Here is a 22,545-nt window from a genome sequence, read left to right as displayed (position 1 = left end):
ATGACCATCAGAATTATCAATAAATCACAACACGAATTGCCTAATTATGAAACCATTGCTTCGGCAGGAATGGACTTGAGAGCCAATTTGGCTGACCCGATAACCCTAAAACCTCTGGAAAGAACGATTGTTAAAACCGGACTTTTTATCGAATTACCTGTTGGTTACGAAGCACAGGTTCGCCCAAGAAGTGGCCTCGCTGCTAAAAAAGGAATCACGGTATTGAATTCTCCGGGAACAGTTGATGCCGATTATCGTGGAGAAATTGGTGTGATTTTAGTAAATTTATCCAATGAAGATTTTGTCATTGAAAACGGTGAAAGAATTGCCCAATTAATCATTGCCAGGCATGAGCGTGCCGAGTGGATTGAAGTACAGGAATTGTCTGAAACATCCCGTGGCGAAGGTGGATTTGGTAGTACAGGAGTTAAATAAATTCCTGCGAAGGCAGGAATCTAGTGTAAAAAAATGAAATTATGGTATATCTATATAATGTCAAATAAACATCAGGGTGTTATTTATGTTGGAGTTACTGATAATTTAATTGAGCGAGTTAAAGAACATAAACTAAAAGTTTATCCAAATTCATTTACGGCTAAATATAATTGTGATAAGTTAATTTATTTTGAAGAATGGGAAAATGGGTTTGAAGCTACAAAAAGAGAGAAACAATTAAAAAAATAGAAAAGAGATTGGAAAGTAAATTTAATTGAAGATATGAATCCAACTTGGATGGATATTAGTTCAAATTGGAATTTCAATTTCAATACAATAAGAAATAAAGTTTAATTTAAAAGATACCCGCATTCGCGGGCAATTAACATGAAAATTATAGTACCAATGGCTGGTCGTGGTTCACGACTTCGTCCACATACCTTAACCATTCCAAAACCATTAATCCCAATCGCAGGAAAGCCAATCGTTCATCGTCTGGTAGAAGATATTGCGGGTGTATTGAATCAGGAGATTGATGAAGTAGCATTTGTGATTCATGAAAGTTTCGGCAAAAAAGTAGAAGATGATTTGGTTGCAATAGCCCAAAAATTAGGCGCCAAAGGAACCATTTATTACCAAAACGAGGCACTCGGAACCGGTCATGCCATTATGTGTGCCAAAGACTCTTTGAGCGGCCCGGCGGTGATTGCTTATGCCGATACGTTAATCCGTGCCGATTTTGATTTAGACAAAACTGCTGATAGCGTGATTTGGGTAAAACAAGTGGACCAACCGGAAGCTTTTGGGGTAATTAACCTGAATGAGTCTAATGAAATAATAGAACTGGTGGAAAAACCAAAAGAGTTTGTTTCTGATTTAGCCGTAATCGGAATTTATTATTTCAAAGATGTTGCTGTATTGAAAAACGAACTACAATTGGTTCTTGACAATAACATCATTCACGGTGGTGAATACCAAATTAATGACGGAATTAAACAAATGATGGCAAAAGGCATGAAATTTGTGCCTGGGAAAGTGGATGAATGGATGGACTGCGGAAATAAAGATGTGACGGTGGAAACCAATTCGCGCATGTTGGGATTTTTGCACAATGACGGAGAACATCTGATTGATTATGCGGTGAAATTGGAAAACTCAACCATCATTCCACCTTGTTATATTGGGGAAGATGTGGTTTTGATTAATTCAACCGTTGGACCGAATGTTTCCCTTGGAAGAGGAACACATTTGATTAATTCGAATATCCAAAATAGTTTGATACAAACACATGCGCATATTAAAAATGCACAATTGAACAACGCGATGATTGGAAATCACGCTACCTTTGATGGGGATTTTAAAAGCATCAGTATCGGTGATTATTCAGTTTTAGAATAAAAAAATATGAAAAAAAGCGGAATTTATGGTTTGCTGTTAGGAATGATGTTCGTTCCCAATATTCTTTTAGCTCAAACCGAGCCGGAAGATGTCGAGACAGTTGACAATAAATTTCAAAACTTTTTCTACGAATCCCTGAAGCAAAAAGGCATCGAAAACTATGATAAGGCCATCGAAGCCTTGGAAAAATGCAAAGAACTGGAGCCTGAGAATGCCGTGGTTTATTTTGAATTCGGGAAAAATTATCTGGCCCAAAAGAAATACAAAGAGGCTTATGATAATTTCGAAAAGGTAACCCAAATGGATCCTAAAAACCGTTGGGCCTGGGTCGGAATGTATGATGTGTGTTATGACACTCACGATTACAATCAGGCGATTGTGATTGTTCAAAAACTCATCGAATTCAAGGAAGATTACAAAGAAGATTTGACTTCGCTTTACATGAATACCCAACAGTTCGACAAAGCATTGGAACTCATCAATGAGTTGAATGAAAAATTCGGAAAGACTGACAAACGCGAATTGTACAAAGCGGATATCCTAAAAGACGCCAAATACCAGTCGGCTGAGAAGAACAATCTATTAGACCAAATCAAAAAATTCCCAAAAGAGGAATCCAATTATATCGCGCTGATTTATATGTATTCTCAAAGCAATCAGGAAGAAAAAGCATTGGAAATTGCCAAGAAACTGGAAAAGGAAATCCCAACTTCCGACTGGGCACAAGTAAGTTTGTTCAAATTCCATCTGAATAACAATGACGGTGACAATGCGGTCAAAGCGATGAATTTGGTGTTGCCAAGCAAAAAGATTGATCAAAAAATCAAGCATAGGATATTGAATGAGTTTTTGATTTTCACCAAAAACAATCCGAAGTACGAAGCTGATTTAGACAAAGCGATTTCCTATTTTGACAATGATAAGGAAGTAAAAGTAGCCAATGAAATAGCCAAGTTTTATTATGCTAAAGCCAATTGGGACCAAGCCATTAAATATTTCGAAAAACATCTTAAAAACTATCCCGAAGATGTTGAAACACAAATACTGTTGCTTCAGACCTATACCGAAAAACAACAATTTCCGGTTTTAGCACAAAAAGCAGACGATTTGACCCAATTGTTTCCAACGCAACCACAGTTTTATTATTATGCCGGTTTGGGCTACAATCAGACAGGGAATTTCAAGAAAGCCGCTTCAACCTTAGAGACTGGCTTGGATTTTGTTATCGATGATACGGCTTTGGAAATCAATTTCAACATTCAGTTAGGTGAAGCCTATAATGGTTTGGGCGATATGAAGAAGAAAGAAAAGTTTTTTACTAAAGCCAATGAACTCATTAAAAAGCAAAAGAAATAATGAAGTATTGGTATTATATTGTATTGGTCGTTTTTTTAGCATCTTGTAAATCAAAGGCAGTTTTAGTTGATACTAACACTAAGCCAATCCTTGATGAAAATGCCATGACGGCACAAAAGGTCATCGAGAATCACTACAACAATAAAAGCGATTTTTCCACGTTATATATTAGGTCAAGTGCCAAATACAGTGATGAAAAGCAGTCTCAGAATGTTTCGGCCGAAATCAAAATCAAAAAGAACGAGAAGATTTTGGTAAGCATTCGTGTTTTGGGAATCACTTTGGCCAAAGCCTTGATTACGCCTAAAGAAGTGAAGTATTACGAGAAAATCAATGGTACTTATTTTGAGGGCGATTATGCCTCACTGAGCGAATGGCTGGGCACCGATTTGGATTTCAGTAAAGTACAGAATATGCTTCTGGGCCGACCGATAGATGATTTGACCAAACAGGATTATATTTATCATTTAATTGATAAATTGTATGCACTAAATACGGTTGAGAACGATACGGGAAAGACTTTTTTATTTGAGCCACAAAACTTTTTGTTAAGGAAACAAGTAATGGACCAATCGAAAAATGAGAGAAGATTTGAGGTAAATTATTCCAATTATCAGAACTTTGCCGCAGCGGTTTTACCGTCAAATTTGGATATCAATGCGATGCAGAAGAAAGGGAAAACAGCCATTTCAATCGAATATAATACAATTACGTTTAACGAAGAACTTTCATTTCCATACAGTGTTCCTGATGGATACGAAAGAATTTTTATAAATTAGATTTGCCAAAATACAGTACCATGCCTAAATTCTTTTTCTGCCTATTATTCTTTTGTTTTGCTGCGCCAATGTGGAGCCAACCGCCTACACAGGAAGAACTCGAACAGAGAAAAATCAAAATACAACTTGAAATTCAGGAAAAGGAAAAACTATTGCAGTCGGTTAAGAGCAAGGAAAAATCTGTAGTGAGTCAGTTATTGATTCAAAAGGAAAAAATCGGACTCAAGGAAAAACTAATCCGCACTACCGAAAAACAAACCAAATTATTGAGCAACGATATTTATATCAATCAGCTCAAAATAAACCAACTCAACCGTGACTTAGAGCAACTGCGAAAAGATTACGCCGAGATGATTTTAAAGTCTTATAAGAGCCGTTCGGAACAAAGCCGTGCCATGTTCTTGTTATCATCCCAAAACTTCCTTCAGGCTTATAAAAGAGCTCAGTATATGAAACAATATGCGAGCTACAGAAAAATGCAGGGTGAAGAAATTAAAGGGAAAACCACACAATTGGTGACTTACAATGAAAAAATAGGAGCCCAGAAATCTGAGAAGGAAAAATTGATTGCCGAGAATGTAAAAGAAAGAAAGGAGCTTGAAAAAGAAAAGCAGGAGCAGGAAAAAATAGCCAATCAGATTAAGAAGGAGAAAGGCAAAATCACTGCCGAAATCAAGAAGAAACAGCAGGAAACCAAAAAGATTGACGCTCAGATCAAGAAAATGATCCGCGATGCAATCATTGCGGCCAATAAGAAAACAGCGGCCGCCAATGTAAAAGCCAATCCGAAAATAACGGCAGCAGAGAAAAAAGCCATCGAAACATCAACCAATATCGTTTTGACTCCGGAAGGAAAATTGGTCTCCGATAATTTCAAAGCCAACAAAGGAAGATTGCCATGGCCAGTTGAAAGAGGAGCAATAACCTTAGGTTATGGAAACCAACCGCATCCGGTGTTTAAAACCTTGGAAGTTCACAATAGCGGTATCGAAATTTCTACCGAAAGCGGTGCAACAGCCAGAGCCGTATTCTCAGGAGAAGTTGTTCAGATTCAACAAATATCGCCGCTAAAAAAAGCGGTAGCCATTAAGCACGGAGATTTCTTTACTACCTATCAAAATTTAAGTACAGTAAATGTGAGTGTAGGCGATAAGGTTTCGGCCAAAGAAACGCTGGGCAAGATTAAAACAGATGCTGACGGAAGAACAGTTCTTAAATTCTTAATTTCCCAAAACTCAACTTTTTTCAACCCGGCGACTTGGTTGTCCGGAAGATAAAAGATAAAAAAAGTCTCGAAGCAATTCGGGACTTTTTTTGAGTACAGGATTAGTTTTTCTTCAATAAAACCTTTTCCTGAGTGAATTGGTATGCCGCATCTAAAAAGGCGATCATTTTGTTCCAATTAGCGTTGGGTTCGTAATAGTTTTTATAATACTTAAACGTTTTGATGACCAACTGATTTCCTTTTACTTCTGCAGAAGAAGTAAATCCACCGGTTTCATTTTCCACCTTTTTGTTTAGTTTTTCCAATCCCGAAACACTGTATCCTGCCGGAATCTCTAGAATGATTTCATTGTCAAAAGAACGTGGATAAACCATATAAATATTGTTTTTTCTATCTTTCTCTTTTTGGTCGATTTCTATCTGGGAAGTTAGCATTTTACCAATTTCAATCAGGTATTTATCGCCTGCTTTTTTGATTAAATTATTTTTAACCGCAAAAGTTTCTTCCATTTCAAAAGCCGATTTTTTACCATAACGGCCTGAGTTTTTGATTTCGAATTTATAATCATCCACGTCAAACTCATATTCCTCTTCAACCGACTTTTCAAAGGTTTCCTTTTGCTTGTCCTTCATTTTGTTGATCAACGCAGTCAGTTCGTTGGTGTATTGCTCTTTCTTTTTCTTGTTTTTTACATATTCCAAGAGTTGCGTTGTACCATATTTCGTGTAATCTTCATAAACATAATCATAGAAATTAAATTTGTCTTTTTGCTCATTTTCTTTCAAATGACCTAAATAGGAAGATTCCTTTTTTACTTTAAAACCGGTAAAATCATCCAGGGTTAAGTTTGTTTTGGTTTTATAGCTGTTTTCCTGATAAGTACTTGAAGGAAGCATCACAGTTGAAGCATCCGTTACTTTTTTTCCTTTTGAAACTTCCAGTACATACGCTTTCGAATTTTCTACGGTATAGTCAATTTGGTCCGCACTGGTGTAAGGTGAAAAGTATTCCAAGTACACCGGATTTTTGGTGTTTACCCTAATCAATTTGGTCACATTGCCCTGAATCAACAAATCATCGATAGAACCGTTGTATCTTGGCGTTGCCACTATGATATCATAATCAATTTCATTCTTTTTAAGGAAATACATGAAATAGTTGATAAATGCTTCTTCCTTATTAAAGAATATCGGGTTGTAGCCATAGTATTCAAAAGGATAAAAAAGCTTCGCTTCATTGACCACAAAGGCTTCAACGTATCGGGTGTAATATTCGTGACGACAGAAATAATACACTTCACGTACTTTTTCCTCTTCGTTGGCAAAATCCTTTCCTTTCAGAAAATCCTTGATTGGGTCAAGATTTCCGGACGGAACGAATTTTTTGTTGTAATAATCGTAAATGTCTTGTTTGGCAACGGTCTTCTTGATTTCTTTTTCGCTTTCGGATAAAAAACCATCAGCCAAAGCTTCAAATTTTCCTGAACGGGCAAAAATCACCTGAAATTTGTAGCATGGCATTTCCGCCAATGGATAAAACCAACGTGGGAATTCATTCTTTTCGATGTTTTTTTCTACTAATTCATAGCTTCTTTCGCCGCTGCTTTTGGTTGGAATCTGTTTCAATTCAGGCGCGCCGTTATAGGTGTTGAAATTTACGAAGAAATCGTTTTCTGTTTCCAGCGTAATTTTCAAATCCATGATTGGATAAACATCACCCAATGGCGTTTCAACCGCTTCAAAGCTGTAATCAAAAACCGATTTAAAAGGTTCTACGCTGTAAAAATAATAATCAATAATATCGCCAACTTCCAGATTAGGAATGGCTAATTTTTGCTCATCGTTAACTTCTTTTGCTTCTTTTTCGGTGTCAATTTCAATTTCCTTTCCATCGGGTTTTACCACTTTTACACCTATAAAATTGGTTCCTCTGCGCCAAAAGTTGCCATAAGCTTTGTTTGAGTAGAATTTGGTTTTATAGGAGAACTGAGAAAACTCGGTTACTGCCGCCTGATCCAGAAGTTTGATTCTCTTTCTGATGGCTGAAGTATAAGTAACATTGGCGCCAAACTTATGATAGTTGTAGTGTTCTCTTTTGTGAATGAGAACGGCCGATTCATTTTTCCACTTATCGGGAATGGTGTTGGATTTTTTGAATTCATCTTTGGCACCCCAAAAAAATTCTTTGACATTTTCTTTAGTTTGTGCTCCCAACGAAGTGGCGATTAATAGCAAAAACAATAACAGTTTGGCTTTCATTTGACTTTGGTTTTATTTGGATAAGGTAATTTGTTGGTTGTAATTCTCGACTAGTTTTTTGTTGAAATCATTCCATTTTTCCATTTCATTGGCCTTGATGCAACCGTTTTTGAAAAGGAAGGTTTTTTTATAGACGATTTCCTTTCCGGTGTTTTCAAAACTGATGTTAATATCAAAATTGGCTTCCTTAACCACAAGGTTGGAAGGCATTTTGGTCACTTTGTAACCTTCGGGAATTTTTAAGGTAATCAACGAATTAAAATTGGTTTTATAATCCATTTCATAATCTACTTTTCGGTCTTTTAATTCGAAGCTTTTATACTCGTTCATAAAGTCTAAGTCAACATATATTTCATCGTCAAAAGAGGAAATTTTATTTGAAACGGCAATGTTGTAGTCAAGTGTCAAAGGAATGTCCCGGTCTTTAAAATCACTTGTTTTCAGGTCTTTAACTAGGATGCTTTTATTTTGTCTTGATAAAAACCCGTCGAGGCGTTCTTTCTTTTTGTTAGTTTCAAAACTGTTGTAAATGTTCAAAAATTGGGTTTTGCTTTCGCCCCAAAAGCTTTTGTTGCAAGAACCAACCATGGTTTCATTTTCGATGTTAAGCGTTGCCTTGAAAATCTCTTTGTTGGCATCAGCGGTTCCGCCGGGAACTTTTTCAATGATACATTTGTCGCCATCTTCAATCATGACTTCTTTGTTCTGAATGCGCTCTGCATAATCGCCCAGAGAATTGAATTTCTCTGTTCCGTCAAGATAAATCTTTTTGCCTTTGTGGAATAAAGTACAAATCATGTGGTTGTCAACGGCCAAAGATGGTGTTTTGTAATCATATGCAATGTGTTTGGTTCCAATCCAGGTCAGTCGCGCATCAAAACCGGCAACTTTCAACATTTGCTTGATCAAATTGGCCATACCTTTACAGTCGCCATATCTTTTGGTGAAAACATTATTGGACTCATCCGGTTTAAAACCGGCTATGCCATCTTCAAAAGCAATATAACGGATGTTATCCTGTACCCAATAATAGATGTTTTTGATTTTTTCCTCATCGGTTTTGGCATTGGCTGTAAGTTCAGTTACCTTGTCTTTAAGCACAGAAGTGTCATCCTTCATCATCAAAACCAAGGAGTGATACCATTTGTACAAATCGTTATAATCGCCAAACAAAGGTGTTTTTGCGCCGTCTTTGGTAAAAGATTTAGCCAAAACCAAAATGTGTGGATAGATATAACTTCTGCCGGGTGTTTCCTCTTCTTTGTAAATGGCAGGCACATCGTCAAAAGTGTAAGTAATGTGCGTCACATTGCCTTCCTGAGTCGAGGTTTTGGTAATTTTATTGCCTTCAAAATTGAATTCTCGTAACTCAACTTCTAGCCAATTGGGAATGTCAAAAGAGATTTTTTTCTTTAAGACAGGATATTCATCATTGAAATATAATGACGTAAAGTATTTTACGTCTTCATATTTCTTCTCCATTTCATATTTGTAATTGTATCCCTGAGTAGGAAAATCAACAGAAATGTATTTTACTTTCGCATCATTATAGAACAAATCCTTATCCTTATAAAATTCGTCTGTAACCCTAAACATTGCAGGTTTATCGTTGCGGTATTTCATCCCAAAAGCCTGTATGCTCGACTCACTGTCATAAAATTCATATTTATGAATATCAGCACGATGGTTGATGTTCATCAAATTTTGTTTGGCAGTATGCTTCACAATGACTTTTCCATCTTTTTTGTTCAAATCAAAGCTGATAAAATCACTGCTTTCAAGTATCGCAATATCGTCTTTAGTATATTTCTCTCTTAACTGCTTTGCTTTTGTAATGTCTTCGGGTGTTGGATCAATGCCTTTTTGTGCCACAGCAACATTCACAAAAAAGCATAAAAAAACCAACAAAAGTTGAATGGTTTTCATTGTAAAGATTTTTTGGAAATATACTATTTTTTTTAATAGAAAAACAAAGACTAAATAAATAACGCTTTCAGCTCTGTAGCGTCGTGTGGATTCATTTTGCCGGCCAATACCAAACTCAATTGCTTTCTGCGGAGTGCCGCATCATATCTCGATTTTTCCAATTCAGTTTCCGGTTCAATCGCAGGAACGGATACAGGATTTCCGGTTTCATCCACAGCTACAAAAGTATAAATCGCTTCATTGGCTTTGGTTCTGGTTCCCGATTCCCTGTCTTCAATCCAAACATCCAGAAAGATTTCCATAGAAGAATTGAATGCTCTTGAAACTTTCGCCTCAACAGTTACCACACTTCCTAAAGGAATAGCTCTATTAAAAGCAACGTGGTTTACCGATGCGGTAACGGTAATTCTGCGGGAATGTCTTCGGGCAGCAATACTGGCCGCTCTGTCCATTCTGGCCAACAATTCGCCACCAAAAAGATTGTTCAATGGATTGGTTTCGCTGGGTAAAACTAAGTCGGTTAAAACCGTTAAGGATTCTGAAGGATGTTTTGGAGTCATGTGTTTTTTTATTTCGTAAGTTCGATCTGAAGGTCTCGGGTACAAAGGTAATTACAGAAAACAAAAAATCCCGATTTCTCGGGACTTTTTTATAATTCTTCAATCAATAACCAGGCGTCTTTATTGTCTAGTTTTTGTATGTCTTTCATCGTGCCCTGCGCTTCGGTATAAGATGAAAAACTTCCGTAAAGCACCGGAAACAAACCATGTCGGTTGGCCGGTAATCTCTTGGCTTTAAAACCTAATTTCAATAAGGATTGATAAGCATTTTCGGCGTTGCTTTCTATTCTGAAAACACCCGCAACGACATGATAAGGCATTTTTTCATTCGGAACCGTCAAAGTCACACTTGGCAACGGATTCTCGATAAAGAAAGTAGCTTCCTGTATTTTTTGATTTATTTTTTTCTGAACGTTAGATTGTACCAATAAGGTTTCCTGTTCTATTTGTGTCAAATAATTGTCATACAATTTATAACCCATTGCGCCGGTCAAACCTAAAGACAGTACAACAACAGCGGCATACTTCAACGCTTTGTAACTTCTTCTTTTTTCCGGAGTGAAAACGATAGGCGCTTTTTCTTCAAGGGTTTCAACGACTTGCTTGTATTCTTCGCGTTTTACAGCAGGAGAAACAAACGAACTCAAACCAAAAGATTCCTTTAGGTAATTGATTTGGTCTACTGGAACAAACACCAAATTCTTTTCTGAGTTTACGGTAAATTCTCCGATGTTTTTAATCGAAAAACGACCCAACTCCTGAATTTTATTTGTCCAGTCAGAAACTTCATTCTGAATGGCATTGACCGCAACTTCATAAGCTATCTTCTCCGTTTGTGCCAAATGATTGGCCAACAAACCGTCGTTGTTTTTGAGAAACGGATTGAACGAAATCAATTTTTTCGGTGGATAAAACGAATGGGCATTTTCATCCAATTGCGCCGACTGGAATTCGGTTAAAAAAGCACCAAATCCGGGAACGGTAACACACTGATAACGATATAATAATTGGGAAATGTATTGTTCAATCTTCATATGAACAAATTTAGAGAAACAATAGTAGTATCAAAAAATTATTCACAAATTTTATTAACAATCCAAAAGAAAAATATTTATTTTTGTAGTAATTTATTTATATGAATTCTAACGAACTTTTTCATGTTTTAGCCCTTTTGCGTATTGATGGCGTGGGTGATATTGTGGCCAAAAAACTCATAAATCATTGTGGTTCAGCGGAAAATGTTTTCAAGGCGAAGCTATCGCAATTAAAAGCAATTGATAGAGTTAGTGAAGTTTTGATCAGAAAACTCAAAGACAAGGCGGCGCTTGAAAAAGCAGAGCAGGAATTGCAATACATACAAAATGAAAAAATCGATGTTTTGTATTTTCAAAATGACAATTATCCTGACCGATTAAAGCATTGCATTGACGGACCGGTTTTATTATTTGCTTCGGGTAATCTTGATTTCAAAAACCGAAAAATGATCAGCATCGTCGGAACAAGGCAAATCACCTCGCATGGCACTGATTTTTGTAAAAAGCTCATTGAAGATTTGGCCGTTTTCAACCCGGTTATTGTCAGCGGATTTGCCTATGGCGTTGACATCGTAGCGCATCAGTCGGCGATGGACAATGATTTGCAGACGGTTGGCGTTTTGGCCCATGGCTTAAACCAGATTTATCCCAAAACCCATAAAAAATACATTGCCAAAATGGAACAAAATGGCGGATTTCTGACGGAGTTCTGGAGCAGTTCCAATCCCGATAAGGAAAATTTTGTCAAGCGAAACCGTATCGTCGCCGGAATGAGTGAAGCTACTATCGTTATTGAAAGTGCCGAAAAAGGAGGTTCGCTGATCACCGCCAATTTGGCCAATGACTATAACCGCGACGTGTTTGCCGTTCCGGGAAGAACTTCAGATAAATACAGTCAGGGCTGTAATGATTTAATCAAAACCCAACGTGCCAATCTGATCACTTCGGCAGCAGATTTGGTGTATTGCCTCAATTGGGAATTGAAACCACCGGCAAACAAACCGATTCAAAAACAACTTTTTGTGTCTTTAGATTTTGAGGAACAGAAAATTTATGATTACTTGCAGAAAAATGGCAAACAATTGCTTGACATCTTGGCACTTGAATGTGATTTCCCTATTTTTAAAATTTCTTCCATTCTTCTGAACATGGAATTAAAGGGAATTATCAGACCTTTGCCGGGAAAATTGTTTGAAGCGGTTTAATAAGAATGATATGAATGTAATTGAAATAGCAACGCTACTGTCACTTGACAGCTCAAAAATAACTTTGTTAACCAAGGAAGATTTTGCTGAAATGAAAGCCAAAGCAGCGCTTGAAAAACTTAATCCTCAAGAGCTGACAGATGTGATGATTTCGCAGTTTTTTGAGGCCTTGAAAAAATATCCGGTGCAATTTCAGGCTGTGATGGAGAATAGGGCTTTGTTCAACTTTTTTGGTCAAAAGAATTATCCCAAAAAACAGTTTCCGGAAGTAACAGGAATCCTGATAAAGAGCGAAATTAAGGCTTTTATCAAACGGTATTTGATAGACGAAATCCATCCGTTTGTATTTAATAAAATAGACGCAGATGATTATCAGGAACTCAGTTTACTGGCTGAAGCCTTTGACTTGTTTCCAAATGAAGTCTCAGAAAATATGATCTTCAGAGCGATGGAGAAACTCGATCTTGCCATTCAAACGCTACAACCACCATTTGGAAATTTCTCCAAAGTATTGTATGTCAAAGATGCTGATTTTTATCACTTTTTAAATGGTTTAAAAAATGAAGCGATTGAGGAAAAAGTCAAAGCACTGTTTACAACGGTAATGAATATGCATAAGGCCGATAAAAATTCAGAATGGGCCAAATGGACTTTTACCGCAATGAAAAACTACCAAGCGTTAGATGGAGAACTTTCCACAAATATCGCTAAGCTGAAAGAAAGCGCCGAACTTAATTACAAACCGTTTGCCGTAAACAGAACAAAGTATTACTGGATTTATGCGGTTGTTGGGCTTATTGTATTGGTTAGGATTTGGATTTTTTTTGGTGATGTTTCGGAAATGAATTCACAGTTTGACACTTATCAAAATGATGACAGTTATGAAACCTCTTCTGAACCCAGAAAACTGGATCGGTATTATACTGATATGAAGTTTAAGATTGACAGCTTCCGTGTTTTTTTAGTTGGTTATAATCAGGATCAAATCAGAAGACTGACCAAAATCACGGATATCAAAACCGGCCAAAATCCATTTGAGACCTTCTATGAAAATCAACCAACCGGCGATAGTTCCAATAATATCAGAATTAAAAACAGCAGTGATTATGATATGTTGCTTTTGGAAAATGCGGTGCTGTATGATTCGATTAAAATTCCAAGAACAGCTCATTTCATTAAGGCCGGCGATTATGTTTATGTGAACTTTAACGATGCAGATGCCAAGACTATTTTTAATGTCTATATGGGAAAAAAATTGGCCACTTTCCAAACAGAAAGCAGCCATTTATTTATCAGAAACGGTTCTGTAGTTGAGTATCGTTTTAGCCAACTGGCACCAAGAGCCAAATTGATTTTAGCGGAAGATTACATTTTCAAAAATGATGTAGATTTGAGATACATCCACGGAAATTTATCGGTTAAACAATAAAAAAGGTTATTGGTTTAACAGTTCGTAGGTTATAAAAATGCTGTATCCAACTTCTTGTTGTGCTTCTTTATCGCTCTTTTTGGCAAATAAATTAGCGTTACCCAATAAAGAGATTTCGTTGTTTGTATTGTCGTCAACACTAATTACGGCACCAATTTTTTTATTCAATTTTTTGGCCATAAAATCTGCTTTTGACTTGGCATTGTCAATGGCTTTAGCGGCGAGCTTGTTAATGTCATCATCATCATATTCAAACAAATACTTTATCGTGATATTGTTAATTCCGGCGATTTTGGTACTTTGAACAATTTGGTTTGCCTTATTTAAATCAGCCACAACAAAGCTATAATTGGAGCCTTTATTGCCATAACTTTGGTTATTTTGATTCATGAAAGTAAAATCACCTTCAAAAAGTTTTTCGGATTTTAAATACGCTAAAAACTCTTTTTTTACTGCGTCCATTGATTTTAAAACTTGCTTTTCACCACCAGACATTGAAGTAACTTCCTGAATTATAAAATTCAATTCATATTTTTTGGCAAACAACGTTTCTTGGTATTTTCCAACAACCCTGATTTGGTTTTCTTTTACATCCTGAGAAAAGGATTGATAAGACAATAAAAGTAATAATGCGAGTAAGCTAAATTTAGTTTTCATATTTGATTGCTGGTTTTAGATATAATCAAATATAAGTGTTTTTATTCAAACCCTAATTTTTTTCTTACTTTCAAAAGAACACCATCAGCAATCGCTCCGGCTTTCGCTGCGCCTAATTTGAGCAAGGCATCAACTTCGTCCTGATGATTCATATAGTAATTGTATTTTTCCCTTTCGGTTTTGAATCGTTCACAAATCAATTCAAACAAAGCCTGTTTGGCATGACCATAACCAAAGTCTCTGTTGGCATTGGCATACTTCACTTTCATGTCGGCAATCTGTTCGGCATTGGCCACCAATTTATAGATGGCAAAGATTTTACAGGTATCTGTGTTTTTTGGATCTTCCAATGGCGTGCTGTCGGTTTCGATGCTCATGATTTGCTTGCGCAACGCTTTATCGTCCAGGAAAATATTGATGATGTTACCACGGGATTTGCTCATTTTAAAGCCATCGGTTCCGGGAACATACATGGTTTCTTCCTGAACTTTTCCTTCCGGAAGCACAAAGGTTTCTCCCATTTGGTGATTGAAGCGCGAAGCCACATCACGCGTGATTTCGATATGCTGTATCTGGTCTTTTCCAACCGGAACAAAATTGGCATCATACAATAAGATATCCGCTGCCATCAACATCGGATACGAAAACAAACCGGCATTTACATCTTCCAGTCTGTCGGCTTTGTCTTTGAATGAATGCGCTAAAGTCAAACGCTGAAACGGGAAAAAACAACTCAAATACCAAGACAACTCTGCGGTTTGGGTCACATCGCTTTGGCGATAGAAAATCACTTTATCCACATTTAAACCACAAGCCAACCAAACAGACGCAGTGCTGTAAGTGTTTTGACGAAGTTCATCGCCGTTTTTAATTTGGGTAACAGAATGTAAATCAGCAATAAAAAGAAACGACTCGTTGCTTGGGTTTTTTGACAGTTCAATTGCAGGCAAAATCGCACCCAATAGATTTCCTAAATGTGGCGTTCCTGTACTTTGAATTCCGGTTAAAATTTTTGACATCTTCAATTTTTTTCTAATCGCAAAGTTAAACCTTTGTATTAAAAATTGCATACCTTTCATTACATTTGACAACATGAGAGCATTGAAAATTGTTTTTTGGACGCTTTATCGCATTTGGTTCTACATTTTGATGGCGATTCCTATCATTGTCATGTTTCCTTTTCTGTTTATTTCCATACTTTCCGAGAAATGGTATCCTTATTTTTTTGTGATGGCTCGAATTTGGGCCAAATTCATTTTGTTCGGAATGGGTTATCGTGTCAGGGTAGAATTTGAAGAAGAACCTCAGGAAGGCAAAAGCTATATGTTTGTAGCCAATCACACTTCGATGACCGATATTATGCTGATGCTTTCGATTGTGAAAAACCCCTTCGTTTTTGTGGGCAAAAAAGAATTGGCGAGCATTCCGTTGTTTGGCTTTTTCTACAAACGCACCTGTATTTTGGTGGACAGAAAAAGTTCTAAAAGCAGGATGGCGGTTTTTGGCCGTGCCCAAAAAAGACTCAATCAAGGCGTAAGCATTTGTATTTTCCCCGAAGGCGGCGTTCCCGATGAAAGTATTGTTTTAGACGAATTCAAAGACGGCGCTTTTCGTTTGGCGATAGAACACGAAATCCCGATTGTTCCCATGACTTTTTATGATAATAAAAGACTTTTTTCGTATACCTTTTTTAGCGGAAGCCCGGGCGTGATGAGAGCCAAAGTGCATCATTTTTTTGACACCAAAAAGCAAACGCCGGAGTTTAAAAAGACATTGAAAAACAATGTCAGGGAATTAATCCTAAATGATTTGCAGGATGATTTAAAATAAAAAAGAGTTCCGAATTTCGGAACTCTTTTCAGTCATTACTCGAGAGCAATAACACCACTTAACTAATTTTTAAACAAACACAAATTAGAATTTATAGCTAACACCGCTGTATATTCCGAACACGTAAGGTTTGAAATTACCGGCATCTGAACTGAATGTATTCAATTGGTACTTGAATGTTGGTTCGACATTGAATTCAAAAGATTTCAGAAAACCATATTTTAGGCCAATCCCAAGATTGGTGCTAAAATGAACATCGTTTAGGTTGTTGGCTTCGCCAAGATAGGTGCTTCGGTTATCAGACACCACGCTAATGGTATTGTCCTGAAGGAAAAGCGTACTAAAACCACCAATGATTTTGATGCCAAATTTTTTATCTAGCAAAGCATAAGTCATTTCAACCGGCATTTCCAGGTATCCCATTTCCTGATTGATGTAACCTTTGTTTTTGTGGACAAAATTGTACTCAAAAGGCAGCAATCCATTTTCTGACATAACTGGATTTGCCGCATTTCCATTTTCAATCTGTATTCTCGAGCCGGTGGCCGTCGGATTAATGGTATTGAATGTTCTCGATTGAATTCCGGCATAATAAACAATATCATTGGTATTGTAACTCATGTTGAATTTATTCAAACCGGTTCTTACCGTTAGTTTTTTATTAACCGCATAACTTACACCAATACCAAAACCAACTCCGGTGTTATAGGATTTCGAATTACCCGCAAGTGTTGAATCGATTGGAGAACCATTGGAAGCGGAACCCAAAAAAATAGGGGCAACATTCGATGTGAGCTGCCACCTATTTAGTTTAGATTCTTGTTTTAATTTGCTTTCTTTTTCATTAAGCAATTCTTCCAGCGAATTTTCAGCAACACTAATTTTTTTGGTAGTGTCGTTAAGTTTGTTTTCGATTTCTTTAGTTGCAATTTTTGAATTAGGATCTCCTTTTAAACCATCAAGATTGATGTCATTTTTGTCCAATAACGGATTGGCAGTATTGGATTTATTTTTATCGTTGTTTGTTTGAGCAATGGGTTGTTCAGCAGTAGTCTGTTTTCCTTTTTCCTTATTGATGGCCAATGGGTCGTTCTGATTTTTTTCTAAAGCCGATTCGTTTATCGAAGGATTGTTTCCTTTGGAATCCAATTTATTGGTTGCGGAACGCTGTTTGTTTGATTTGTTGCCCTGAGCCACACCAGATTTTGAATCATTGGTAATTGCAGTTGGGTTTATTTTATCAGAAGTTCTTTGGCCGTTAGTTGATGGTTTTTTGTCGCCTGATGAAGATTTATCGGCTACAGCATTAACTGTTGTTCCTGATTGACTATCATTATCTCCGTCTTTTTGCTGAATCCCGTCAGCATTCGATTCGGATACAGCGGTATTTGTTCCGTCTTTTTCCGAACCGGCAACAGTTGATTTTCCGTTATTTGGATTTGTATTTTCTTCAATTACTACTGGATTTGTTGGTGCAATATCATTGTTAAAAACAGTTTGGGTAATCAATAAGCCAATAAGGAATACAGCCGCAACACCCGAGAGTTTCCACCAAAGCGGAATCACTCGTTTGCGTTTTTTCTCGTCTAGCCTTGCTTCAATGCCACTCCAAAGATCTTCAGCCGGATTGGCTTCAAAATCTCTGAACTTTTCCTGAAAAAGTCTATCTATGTTCTTTTTTTCACTCATTTTGCAGAAGGAAACTTTTTGGTTTCTTCGTTTTTGTATTGTTCTATTTTTTCTTTTAAAATCATTCTGGCGCGTGCCAAATTTGATTTTGATGTTCCTATATTAATGGTCAGCATATCCGCAATGTCAGCATGTGAAAAGCCATCAATGACATAAAGGTTGAAAACCAATCGATACCTGTCGGGCAATTCCTGGATGATTTTTAACAAATAATCCATAGAAATATTGTCTTCTTCAATCTCAACTTCATGATCCTCGGCGATATCTTCATTGACCAAACTCAAAAAAGTTTGATTCCTATATTGTTGCAGAACATTGTTAATCATCACTCGTTTTAACCAACCGTCAAAAGAACCTTTAAATGAAAATTGTTCTATTTTTTTAAAAATCAAAATAAACCCATCTTGCAGATTGTCTTGTGCCTCAGCATAATTGCGTGAGTATTTTAAGCAAACAGCAAACAGTTTTGGTGAATATATTTGATATAACTGTTCTTGTGCTTTCCTATTGTTGTTTTTGCAATCATTTATGAGTTGTTTTAAATCCAATTTTCAAAAATTGATTGTTTATTATTGTTATCCTGTTACAGGGATTTCGTATTCCAGATAGATATTATTTCCCTGTTCATCTTTGCCTTGCCAGAATTTAAAAATATAGGAACCGTTGCTGGTTACTAAAAAGTCGAAAGAACATGTAGTTTCATCTTCTGGTGATTCCATACATCCGTTTCTTTCTTCTTTAGCAGTCTCAATAGCGATTGTTCTAACATTTAGATTCTTGTCATAATAAATGGTGTTGAAAAAATGACAGGTTGTAGGCCTGTTGTAATGCAAGGTGATTGTATAGGTTTCCCCCAATGTAAATTCATCCGGCATATCAACACTAATCACTGGTCTTAACTCAAATGTGTAAGTTGGCCCATCATCTGGTATACAGGAATTGAATAAAAAAATTAACGCTAAAAGTGAAATTATTCGTTTCATAATGGTAAATGATTTTTTTGGGTTAGATGACTAATTATATAAATGGTTGCGTTAAATTAATAAAAAAACCCGAAAATTTTCGGGTTTTTATTTTAGCCATTATTTTCTTTGATGACTTCTTTGATTTTTTGTTCCAATTCGTCAGCCAATTCCGGATTATCTTTGATCAAAACCTTAACGGCATCTCGACCTTGCCCGAGTTTGGTATCACCATAGCTAAACCACGAACCTGCTTTTTTGATAATTTCAAATTCAACCGCTAAGTCTAAGATTTCTCCTGTTTTTGAAACACCTTCGCCATACATAATGTCGAATTCAGCCGTTTTAAATGGCGGCGCTACTTTGTTCTTTACTACTTTTACTTTGGTTCTGTTTCCAATCACGTTTTCACCGTCTTTAATTTGTGACGAACGACGAATGTCTAAACGAACGGAAGCATAAAACTTCAACGCATTTCCACCGGTAGTCGTTTCAGGGTTTCCAAACATAACACCGATTTTCTCCCTCAATTGGTTGATGAAGAAAACCGTACAATTGGTTTTGCTGATTGTTCCGGTTAATTTTCTCAAGGCTTGTGACATCAAACGCGCGTGTAATCCCATTTTTGAATCACCCATTTCGCCTTCAATTTCGCTTTTTGGTGTTAAAGCTGCCACCGAGTCAATTACCACAATATCAATCGCACCCGAACGGATTAAGTTTTCAGCAATTTCTAAAGCTTGCTCACCGTTATCAGGTTGGGAAATGATTAGATTTTCAATATCCACACCCAACTTTTCTGCATAGTTTCTGTCGAAAGCATGTTCGGCATCAATAAAGGCAGCTATTCCGCCGGCTTTTTGTGCTTCTGCAATGGCATGCAAGGTTAAAGTGGTTTTACCAGAAGATTCCGGACCATATATTTCAATTACTCTTCCTTTTGGATATCCGTTTACGCCCAAAGCTAAATCCAAACCAAGCGAACCCGAAGGAATTACTTCAACTTCTTCGACGGCTTTATCGCCCATCTTCATCACGGTTCCTTTTCCGTAGGCTTTGTCTAATTTATCTAATGTTAGTTGTAATGCTTTTAATTTGGCTTCTTTTTCTGAACTCATTTTTTAAAAATTTAGTGGCATAAAAATAATGCTTTTTTTGATGTTATAAGGTAGAACTCAGACGAGTTTTGAACAAATTGTTTTTAGCCTTTACATCTCAATCAATATATTTTAAAGGTAGCAACGTTTGATTTTACCGCGGTATACAAAAAGTGTATATTTTGTTAAACTTTTAAACTATTTTTTATCCCGGGTTTATATTTCATCCCTTGATTTTTCCTTACTTTTGCTTACTATTTTTACCCTATGGAAAAACTCATATCCTATCCAATTTCAGTTATATACTATCTGTGTTTCGGATTGACATTGGTCATTTTTCACCCGATTCAATGGGTTTGCTTCAATGTTTTTGGTTATCAGGCGCATAAAAAAAGTGTCGATTATCTGAATTTTTTCCTAACCAAATGCACTAACATTTTAGGAACCACTTATACTTTCGAAAACAGGGATTGCATTCCTAAAGATGTTCCGATTATTTTCGTGGCCAATCACCAAAGTTTGTTTGACATCGTAGGCATCATTTGGTATTTGCGTCGTTTTCACGCGAAGTTTGTCAGCAAAAAAGAATTGGGGAAAGGGATTCCGAGTGTTTCTTATAATTTGAGACACGGCGGTTCGATTTTGATTGATAGAAAAGATCCAAAACAGGCGATTCCGGTCATCAAAGGTTTGTCCGAATACATTGAAAAGCACAAACGTTCGGCCGTTATTTTCCCGGAAGGAACCCGAAGCAAAAATGGAAAACCGAAAGAATTTGCACAAAGCGGACTAAAAATCTTATGTAAATATGCGCCTTCTGCTTATGTTGTGCCAATTACCATTAATAATTCGTGGAAAATGGTTAAATTTGGAGCTTTCCCTATGGGCTTAGGTAATCGTTTGCAATTTATTATTCACGAACCAATGGCCGTTAAAGATTTTTCGTTTGAAGAGTTGATGGTGAAAACAGAGCAAGCGATAGTAGAATCTATAAAAAATTAAAAAATGCCTCAAAAAAATGTTAGACTAGAAGTCATGCAGTTCCTGGAGAAAGACGTCGACAAATTTGTAGATGAGTTCTTGATTCCGGTAGAAAAAATATGGCAACCGTCAGACTTACTCCCAAATTCCGAAAGCGAAAACTTCTTTGAAGAAGTAAAAGAATTGAGAGAAATAGCCAAAGATTTACCGTATGATTTTTGGGTGGTTTTAGTAGGCGATACCATTACCGAAGAAGCGTTGCCAACCTACGAATCCTGGTTAATGGATGTTGAAGGAATAGACAATGTGGAGAGAAACGCGTGGTCAAGATGGGTTCGCCAATGGACTGGTGAAGAAAATCGCCACGGTGATTTATTGAATAAATATTTATACTTATCCGGTCGTGTGAACATGCGTGAAGTTGAAATGACGACACAGCACTTAATCAGTGACGGATTTGATATCGGAACCGGTCGTGATCCTTATAAGAACTTTGTCTATACCAGTTTTCAGGAATTGGCGACTTATATTTCACACAATCGCGTTTCACAATTGGCAAAACAATATGGTGACAAGAAATTAGCAAAATTGTGCAAAATGATTGCAGGTGACGAAATGCGTCATCACCATGCTTATTCAGAGTTTGTGAGCCAAATTTTCAAAGTGGATCCAAGCGAAATGATGTTGTCTTTTCAATACATGATGAAGCAAAAAATTGTGATGCCTGCGGTTTTCCTGAGAGAATCGGGAGAAAAAATCAGCACTGCTTTTGAAGAGTTTTCGAACTCAGCGCAAAAAATAGGAGTATACACTGCGGCTGATTATGTGGACATTTTGAGAAAACTAACCGAAAAATGGGAAATTGATAAGATGACCAACTTGACGGCAGAAGCAGAAAAAGCCAGAGATTACCTGATGAAATTGCCGGAAAGAATGGCTAAGATTTCTGAAAGATTAGTCTTGCCGGATGAAACAAAAATATTCAAATGGGTTGAACCAGCCTTAGCCCGATAAATAACCAAAATCCTTTCCGAAAGAAAGGATTTTTTAAATTCAAACCCATGTCTGTCATTGATAAAACCATAGATTTTGTAAAACAGCAATTGGAGAACGCCGAAGGCGGACACGATTGGTTTCATATGGAACGCGTGTATAAAAATGCGATCCTGATTGCCCAGGGAGAAGATTGTGATTTGACCGTGGTAAAACTAGGCGCATTGCTCCATGATATTGCCGACAGTAAATTTCACGATGGCGATGAAACTGTCGGACCAAGAACGGCACGTGCTTTTCTGGAAGCCGAAAAGGTAGATGAAACAACCATTGTCAATGTAATCAGTATCATTGAAAATGTTTCGTTCAAAGGCGGCAATTTTGAAAAGAAATTCAATTCCAAAGAATTGGAAATCGTTCAGGATGCCGACCGGTTGGATGCACTTGGCGCTATTGGCATTGCCCGGTGTTTTAACTATGGCGGTTTCAAAAACAGAGCGCTTTATAATCCGGCGATTCCACCAAAATTAGACATGAGCAAAGAAGAATATAAAAAGAGCGAGTCACCAACACTCAATCATTTCTACGAAAAACTGTTGTTGCTGAAAGACCGGATGAATACCGAAACCGGAAAGAAAATTGCTTTGCAAAGACACCAATACATGGAAAATTTCCTGGCGCAGTTTTATGCGGAATGGGAAGGAGAGAAATAAAAAAAGAGAACCATTTGG

General features: G+C 37.0%; 22 protein-coding genes. 12 read left to right on the top strand and 10 right to left on the bottom strand.

The window, feature by feature from the left end; translation table 11 throughout:
* The 6 genes from dut (at position 1) to P1K33_RS00825 (ending at position 5,245) form a co-directional block, all read left to right on the top strand.
* Positions 1–435, top strand: a complete 435-nt coding sequence (dut, locus tag P1K33_RS00850; RefSeq protein ID WP_284650951.1) for a dUTP diphosphatase — start codon at positions 1–3, stop codon at positions 433–435.
* Between the two features lie 33 nt (positions 436–468).
* Positions 469–684, top strand: coding sequence for a GIY-YIG nuclease family protein (locus tag P1K33_RS00845; RefSeq protein ID WP_350028968.1), 216 nt, complete (start codon positions 469–471; stop codon positions 682–684).
* 138 nt (positions 685–822) lie between these two features.
* Entirely contained in the window at positions 823–1,833 is a 1,011-nt protein-coding gene (locus P1K33_RS00840; RefSeq protein ID WP_284650950.1) for a sugar nucleotidyltransferase, read from the top strand.
* Positions 1,834–1,839: 6 nt separating this feature from the next.
* Positions 1,840–3,189, top strand: a complete 1,350-nt coding sequence (locus P1K33_RS00835; protein WP_284650949.1) for a tetratricopeptide repeat protein — start codon at positions 1,840–1,842, stop codon at positions 3,187–3,189.
* A complete protein-coding gene (gene lolB1 / locus P1K33_RS00830; RefSeq protein ID WP_284650948.1) occupies positions 3,189–3,968 on the top strand; it encodes a lipoprotein insertase outer membrane protein LolB1 in 780 nt (259 codons plus the stop codon). The genes P1K33_RS00835 and lolB1 overlap by 1 nt, the downstream gene beginning before the upstream one ends.
* Before the next feature lie 20 nt (positions 3,969–3,988).
* Entirely contained in the window at positions 3,989–5,245 is a 1,257-nt protein-coding gene (locus P1K33_RS00825) for a murein hydrolase activator EnvC family protein (RefSeq protein WP_284650947.1), read from the top strand.
* 49 nt (positions 5,246–5,294) lie between these two features.
* Here P1K33_RS00825 and P1K33_RS00820 read toward each other — a convergent pair whose 3' ends face one another.
* From P1K33_RS00820 to P1K33_RS00805, 4 genes are all read right to left on the bottom strand, one after another.
* A complete protein-coding gene (locus P1K33_RS00820; RefSeq protein WP_284650946.1) occupies positions 5,295–7,451 on the bottom strand; it encodes a DUF3858 domain-containing protein in 2,157 nt (718 codons plus the stop codon).
* Positions 7,452–7,463: 12 nt separating this feature from the next.
* Positions 7,464–9,377 (bottom strand): transglutaminase-like domain-containing protein, encoded by a 1,914-nt coding sequence (locus P1K33_RS00815; RefSeq protein ID WP_284650945.1) that lies wholly within the window; start codon positions 9,375–9,377, stop codon positions 7,464–7,466.
* A gap of 50 nt (positions 9,378–9,427) precedes the next feature.
* Positions 9,428–9,937: an acyl-CoA thioesterase gene (locus tag P1K33_RS00810; protein WP_284650944.1), complete on the bottom strand. Its 510-nt coding sequence runs from the start codon at positions 9,935–9,937 to the stop codon at positions 9,428–9,430.
* Between the two features lie 89 nt (positions 9,938–10,026).
* On the bottom strand, positions 10,027–10,971 hold the full coding sequence (locus P1K33_RS00805; protein WP_284650943.1) for an HU domain-containing protein: 945 nt from the start codon (positions 10,969–10,971) through the stop codon (positions 10,027–10,029).
* 101 nt (positions 10,972–11,072) lie between these two features.
* Between P1K33_RS00805 and dprA the strand changes: the two genes are divergently transcribed.
* Together dprA and P1K33_RS00795 are read left to right on the top strand one after the other, a co-directional pair.
* A complete protein-coding gene (gene dprA, locus P1K33_RS00800; protein ID WP_284650942.1) occupies positions 11,073–12,176 on the top strand; it encodes a DNA-processing protein DprA in 1,104 nt (367 codons plus the stop codon).
* 10 nt (positions 12,177–12,186) lie between these two features.
* Positions 12,187–13,605 (top strand): hypothetical protein, encoded by a 1,419-nt coding sequence (locus P1K33_RS00795; RefSeq protein WP_284650941.1) that lies wholly within the window; start codon positions 12,187–12,189, stop codon positions 13,603–13,605.
* Between the two features lie 6 nt (positions 13,606–13,611).
* On the opposite strand, the gene P1K33_RS00790 is transcribed toward P1K33_RS00795, so the two are convergent.
* Positions 13,612–14,262, bottom strand: coding sequence for an SIMPL domain-containing protein (locus tag P1K33_RS00790; RefSeq protein WP_284650940.1), 651 nt, complete (start codon positions 14,260–14,262; stop codon positions 13,612–13,614).
* A 41-nt stretch (positions 14,263–14,303) separates the two neighbouring features.
* On the bottom strand, positions 14,304–15,281 hold the full coding sequence (gene trpS / locus P1K33_RS00785) for a tryptophan--tRNA ligase (RefSeq protein WP_284650939.1): 978 nt from the start codon (positions 15,279–15,281) through the stop codon (positions 14,304–14,306).
* A 73-nt stretch (positions 15,282–15,354) separates the two neighbouring features.
* Here trpS and P1K33_RS00780 point away from each other — a divergent pair, with 73 nt between their 5' ends.
* Positions 15,355–16,092, top strand: a complete 738-nt coding sequence (locus tag P1K33_RS00780; protein ID WP_284650938.1) for a lysophospholipid acyltransferase family protein — start codon at positions 15,355–15,357, stop codon at positions 16,090–16,092.
* Between the two features lie 84 nt (positions 16,093–16,176).
* Here P1K33_RS00780 and P1K33_RS00775 read toward each other — a convergent pair whose 3' ends face one another.
* The 4 genes from P1K33_RS00775 to recA form a co-directional block, all read right to left on the bottom strand.
* A complete protein-coding gene (locus tag P1K33_RS00775; RefSeq protein ID WP_284650937.1) occupies positions 16,177–17,781 on the bottom strand; it encodes a hypothetical protein in 1,605 nt (534 codons plus the stop codon).
* A complete protein-coding gene (locus tag P1K33_RS00770) occupies positions 17,778–18,329 on the bottom strand; it encodes an RNA polymerase sigma factor (RefSeq protein ID WP_284650936.1) in 552 nt (183 codons plus the stop codon). The genes P1K33_RS00775 and P1K33_RS00770 overlap by 4 nt, the downstream gene beginning before the upstream one ends.
* 27 nt (positions 18,330–18,356) lie before the next feature.
* The gene (locus P1K33_RS00765) at positions 18,357–18,764 is read right to left on the bottom strand and encodes a hypothetical protein (RefSeq protein WP_284650935.1); all 408 of its coding nucleotides are present in this window, start codon (positions 18,762–18,764) and stop codon (positions 18,357–18,359) included.
* A 92-nt stretch (positions 18,765–18,856) separates the two neighbouring features.
* On the bottom strand, positions 18,857–19,861 hold the full coding sequence (gene recA / locus P1K33_RS00760; RefSeq protein ID WP_284650934.1) for a recombinase RecA: 1,005 nt from the start codon (positions 19,859–19,861) through the stop codon (positions 18,857–18,859).
* A 246-nt stretch (positions 19,862–20,107) separates the two neighbouring features.
* Here recA and P1K33_RS00755 point away from each other — a divergent pair, with 246 nt between their 5' ends.
* From P1K33_RS00755 to P1K33_RS00745, 3 genes are read left to right on the top strand one after another with little or no spacing between them, the layout of a single operon-like run.
* Positions 20,108–20,842 carry a lysophospholipid acyltransferase family protein gene (locus P1K33_RS00755; protein ID WP_284650933.1) on the top strand — a complete coding sequence of 245 codons (735 nt, stop codon included), beginning with the start codon at positions 20,108–20,110 and terminating at the stop codon, positions 20,840–20,842.
* 3 nt (positions 20,843–20,845) lie between these two features.
* Complete coding sequence (locus P1K33_RS00750; protein ID WP_284650932.1) at positions 20,846–21,835, top strand: acyl-ACP desaturase; 990 nt, start codon at positions 20,846–20,848, stop codon at positions 21,833–21,835.
* 47 nt (positions 21,836–21,882) lie between these two features.
* Positions 21,883–22,527 (top strand): HD domain-containing protein, encoded by a 645-nt coding sequence (locus P1K33_RS00745; RefSeq protein ID WP_284650931.1) that lies wholly within the window; start codon positions 21,883–21,885, stop codon positions 22,525–22,527.
* Positions 22,528–22,545 lie beyond the last annotated feature (18 nt).

This window comes from Flavobacterium terrisoli, assembly GCF_030167905.1.
Taxonomy (GTDB): Bacteria; Bacteroidota; Bacteroidia; order Flavobacteriales; family Flavobacteriaceae; genus Flavobacterium; species Flavobacterium terrisoli.
The sequence above is the reverse complement of the archived record's forward strand: the minus strand, read 5'-3'. Positions and strand labels throughout refer to the sequence as shown.